This window comes from Fulvivirga kasyanovii (assembly GCF_009711405.1).
In the GTDB taxonomy this organism is placed as follows: domain Bacteria; phylum Bacteroidota; class Bacteroidia; order Cytophagales; family Cyclobacteriaceae; genus Fulvivirga; species Fulvivirga kasyanovii.
The window spans coordinates 1-3097 of the sequence record NZ_SMLW01000247.1; the positions used below are offsets into that span (position 1 = coordinate 1).

The following is a 3097-nucleotide window of genomic DNA, read 5'->3' on the forward strand; positions in this document are numbered from 1 at the left end:
AGGCTGACTCGCTTGTGTAAATAGCACCTTCCGGGATAAAGGCAGAAAAGGGAATCCTTGGATTCCCTTTTTCTTTATTTTCTTAATTTCAATTCAGCTAATATAGCTCTGTATCTTTCGATATCTGTTTTGTGCAAGAAGTTTAGTAATTTTCTCCTTTTACCCACAAGCTTTAAAAGGCCTTGCTGAGTGGAGTAATCCTTCTTGTTCTTTTTCATGTGCTCCGTAAGGTGATTAATCCTGTAGGTAAAAAGTGCTATTTGAGACTCAGGAGAACCTGTATCTGTCTTAGACTTTAACCGACCATGATTTTCGAACAACTCTTGTTTCTTCTCTGTTTGTAAATACATGCTTAGTTAAATTTAGTGTAATTGTTAAATAAAGCGCAAATGTATCAAGCTACCGTGTAATAACCAAATATTACTGCTTATCTGGCTTTGTTTTTTTTCGCTTGCCAAACCAGGTTTTAAACTTATCGATCATCACACTGTAAAAGTCGGATTCGAACAGCCTGGCATCATTCCTGGCCTGCCTCAGGAAAAACAGACCTATAGGAAGCAACAGAGCATTGGCAGCCCACATTCCCATGAAAGGCTCTATCATATCCTGCTTGGCCCACTTCTCCCCCATCATACTGATCACATAGAAAATGATGAAGAAAATGATAGAGACAAGCACAGGTATACCCAGGCCTCCTCTTTTAATAATGGCTCCGAGCGGAGCGCCGATCAAAAACATAATGATACATGCCATGGAGTTAGCAAGTATCTTGTGCCATTGTACATCAAAAGTGTCCTGCTCATAGGTCAGACGTTCTATGCGCTGGTTGCTGGTTTGCAATTTGCTCTTGGTTTGCCTTACCATATTTAAAGCACTCTGCAGCTCACGCTCCTGATCCTTGTCATCCTCTTTGGTCATGAGCTCCTGAACAATATCTGCCTTGGTTTTGGTCTTTACGGTATCCTTTTCCTTCTCCTGCTGTCTGGTCCTTATTTCCGGGTGTGCCCCCCCGTCATCATCTTCCTGGGTTGGTATGATTTTCTGCGGCTCAATTTTCACCACCTTTTTATCGGAGTCCGCCCTCAGCTTAGCTCTGTCTGCATCATTAAGCACGCGTTTTTCAGGCATTTTTTTAGCATCAGCCCTGGCGATGGCATCCTTCATGTTTTCTACTTTGGGAGGTACCTGCTTATTTTCAGGTTCTGGCTTCCCCTTCCCTACAACTATCTTTTTAGGCTCCGCCACTGACCGTGGTGTCTGCTGTTTTTCTTCATCGGCAGGTTTCTTCACTGGCTTAGCATCCTGCTTTGCCGACTCAAGCCTTTCATTATGTGCTTTTATCTCTTTCTGGTCGGTCGTCATTGGCTTCTCTTCCTTTGGAGTAGCCTGTTTAATACTATCTTCTTTTGCTTTTTCAGCCAGCTCCAGGCGCTCCTTTGCAGCATTCAGGCTATCATTATAGGCCTTAAACTCTTTCAGCTCCTTCGGCATTTGTATGCTGTCATCCCGTAAATGGTAATAAAATGCATAAGGCACCTCAGCATAAACCTGCAACCTCTTCTCCATGATATCATGCCCTACGGAATCCACATCATGCCTAAGCTGGGAAAGGTTCCGCATGATCCTGTTCCCTTTAAAAAGGTCTTTGTCCGTCCGGTCGAGGCCGAATGATGAAAGGTCAAGCACAAATTCACTCTTGGCAAACTGGGCACGCCTGAAAGTTTCTTTTTTATTAGTGGTAGACTTGGAAGTACCTGATCCCTCTTCATAGGAATGGCCACGGAACAGTACCAGCTTCAGGTACCTGTCATTATGTATAGTGTACATGGCTCCGGAGTCGGCAAGTGTTACATTCTTATTACCATTCTGGTTGCGGTGGTCATAAATAATAACGTCTTCTATGGTATGCCCGTCGTCATGCTTTTTGTTGACTTTAATGCTAAAATCAGGTATACCATTATAGAAAGTACCTTCTTTCAGATCCAGGGCCGGTTTTTTCTGTTTGATATCGTAAAGCAGACTGTATGCTTCAAGGGCGGCTTTGGGTACAAAGTAGTTGTTGGAATAGTAGGCCAGTACCGTAAGCCCAAGCACAAAAACGAATATGGGAAGTAGTGCTCTAAGTAGCGAGATACCCGCACTTTTAATAGCTGTAAGTTCAAAATGCTCACCTAAATTCCCGAATGTCATCAGGGAAGAAAGCAATACCGCAAGGGGTATGGCAATGGGTGTCATGAAAACTGCAAAATAGAAAAATAGCTGCGCGAGCACATCCCAACCAAGGTCTTTTCCCACGATGTCATCAAAGTACTTAAGCATATGCTGCGTAAGCAATATGAACACCACTACGAGGAACGTAAGGAAAAATGGCCCTAAAAAGGAGGATAGAATTAATTTGTCTAACTTCTTCATCACACTACGCGCATCAAAAAAGAAGCCAAAAATACGGAATACTGATCAGAATTAATTAACCTCCCACGGTTTCTTTTAAATTATCGACCAGGCTGTGCCAGAGATCATATAATTCTTCGTTATCATCCATATCAGAGTAGTCTGTAATCCTGATAAAAACACTTTGTGTCAGCTCATTCATTTCCAGCCTCAACTCAAAGTATGCGGGGTCGTCGCTCTCATCATCGGTTTCCGGAAGGAACTCAAATTTAACATAGTGGTTAGTACGGTGGGAAACCATTTTGGCTTTGTGATCCTCCTCATCCCAAATAAAATTATAGACCTTGTCCTCATCAACCGTTACGTCATCTGCCAACCATTGTGCAAGGCCACTGGCAGTACTCAAATAGGGATATAACATTTTGGTTGACGCATTGATTTCAAAGTCCGTTGTAAACAAATGCCTACTCATATCCAGCGCTTTAAGAATTGTTTTAAGATATGCCATTTTTACGAAACGACCAATTTAAATAAAAATTTAAAAAGTATTTGGTAATTAAAAATCATTATTAGTAAGTTTGCGCTCCAATTGAGAGACAGTTAAGCAGTTCACACGTTCTCAGTTCATAGAAACCGGGAACTAAAAACACTCAACTGACAACAAAATGGCGAGGTAGCTCAGTTGGTTAGAGCGCAGGATTCATAA

General features: G+C 42.1%; 3 protein-coding genes. All 3 read right to left on the reverse strand.

The features are described from left to right. Positions 1-74: 74 nt before the first annotated feature. The 3 genes from rpsO to E1163_RS01440 all read right to left on the reverse strand — a co-directional run bounded on the left by rpsO (position 75) and on the right by E1163_RS01440 (position 2863). Positions 75-350, reverse strand: coding sequence for a 30S ribosomal protein S15 (rpsO, locus tag E1163_RS01430; RefSeq protein ID WP_155168745.1), 276 nt, complete (start codon positions 348-350; stop codon positions 75-77). A gap of 70 nt (positions 351-420) precedes the next feature. Then, positions 421-2412 carry an LptF/LptG family permease gene (locus E1163_RS31120; RefSeq protein WP_155168746.1) on the reverse strand — a complete coding sequence of 664 codons (1992 nt, stop codon included), beginning with the start codon at positions 2410-2412 and terminating at the stop codon, positions 421-423. Between the two features lie 55 nt (positions 2413-2467). Continuing rightward, positions 2468-2863, reverse strand: coding sequence for an START-like domain-containing protein (locus tag E1163_RS01440; protein ID WP_221417899.1), 396 nt, complete (start codon positions 2861-2863; stop codon positions 2468-2470). Positions 2864-3097: the final 234 nt, after the last annotated feature.

Coding starts and splice junctions, on each gene's coding strand:
- E1163_RS31120 (WP_155168746.1), bottom strand. CDS start 2,412: ATGAAGAAGTTAGACAAATTAATTCTATCCTCCTTTTTAGGGCCATTT.
- E1163_RS01440 (WP_221417899.1), bottom strand. CDS start 2,863: ATGAGTAGGCATTTGTTTACAACGGACTTTGAAATCAATGCGTCAACC.
- rpsO (WP_155168745.1), bottom strand. CDS start 350: ATGTATTTACAAACAGAGAAGAAACAAGAGTTGTTCGAAAATCATGGT.